Below are 1,156 nucleotides of genomic sequence, written 5' to 3'. Positions count from 1 at the left end.
CGCCGACTGCCCCCACGCAGCGCCACCTCGGTCCACCCCGCGCGGTGGTGTTCCCTGGTGGCGCGCCGGTGACGATCTAGGACAGTGGGCCGGTGCGGGCGCCGCCGCCGTGTCTGTCGGCCCGTGTGTGCCGGCCCGCGTCCGCCGGCCCGTTTGTCGACTCAGCCGGCGGCGGAGCTCTGGTCGTGCCGTACGGGGCTCTGCCGCCACTTCTCCTCGACGACCACCTGCCGCAGCCGCCAGCCGGCGTGCGTCCGCAGTGCCGCGAACGCGTACCGGCCGCCGCACACGAAGTCCGGCGCCGTGGATGCCGCCCCGTCGTCCCGCGCGAACCGCATGGGGTTCACATAGTCGGCCTGTACGTGGGCCGTGTCGCCGGTGTCCTGGTCCAGGGTCTCGAACCGGAGTCTGCGGTTGACGATCAGATGCTGGCGCATCGGGAAGAGCCGCATCGTGTCGGAGAGCCATCCGGCGATGTCGTCGGCGCCTCCCTCGATGCCGCCCGCCGAGCGGTAGTCCGCACGGCCGTCCGGAGCGAAGAGATTCCGGTAGGCGTCCCAGTCGCCGTCGTCGACGGTGACCGCGTACTCGGTGATCAGGGCATCGATGGCCAACCGGTCGAGCACGGCCGCGAGTTCCACACGCTGCGTCATCGGCTCAGTGTTGGGCACCGGGAGTGCGCAGCCAAGGGGCATGCAGGGACGAACCCTGGGGTTCAAGTGTGATGCGTCGTACGATGCACGGCAGTCGACCGCGCGGAGTACTGCGCAGAGGCGCGCGGAGGATCCGGGCAGGGGAGGTTCGGTGAACAACGAGAAGCGCATCGCGGCATACGAACGGCAGAGCGGCCGCAAGGAATTGACGGGCCGCCAGAAGCGCCGCATCGCGAAGAAGCAACGGCAGGGCAAGGGCTAGGCGGTACCGCGCCCGTAAGGGGCGCGGGGAAGTGCGCGACCAGCCCCCACCGGCCCGCGGATTCATCACCGCAATTCCCGCGGAGCGCTCAGCGCCGCCGTGAGCGAGGCCGGGTCGAGATCGACGACGAGTTCATCGCCCTCGCATCTCGCCGTCGATCCGCTCGGTCTCGTCGCGCCGCCCCCCCCCCCGCCCCCCGGGGGGGGGACGCCCCCAAGAACACACAAGAACCGCCCCACCG

Annotated in this window: 1 protein-coding gene; it reads right to left on the bottom strand. The window is 71.2% G+C overall.

Annotated elements, in window-relative coordinates; all coding sequences use genetic code 11:
* Positions 1-161 precede the first annotated feature (161 nt).
* Positions 162-653 (bottom strand): nuclear transport factor 2 family protein, encoded by a 492-nt coding sequence (locus ACFWY6_RS45525; protein WP_361819005.1) that lies wholly within the window; start codon positions 651-653, stop codon positions 162-164.
* Positions 654-1,156: the final 503 nt, after the last annotated feature.

Origin of the sequence: Streptomyces sp. NPDC059037 (genome assembly GCF_042740015.1) — a bacterium.
GTDB lineage: Bacteria > Actinomycetota > Actinomycetes > Streptomycetales > Streptomycetaceae > Streptomyces.
The sequence above is the reverse complement of the archived record's forward strand: the minus strand, read 5'-3'. Positions and strand labels throughout refer to the sequence as shown.

Coding starts and splice junctions, on each gene's coding strand:
- ACFWY6_RS45525 (WP_361819005.1), bottom strand. CDS start 653: ATGACGCAGCGTGTGGAACTCGCGGCCGTGCTCGACCGGTTGGCCATC.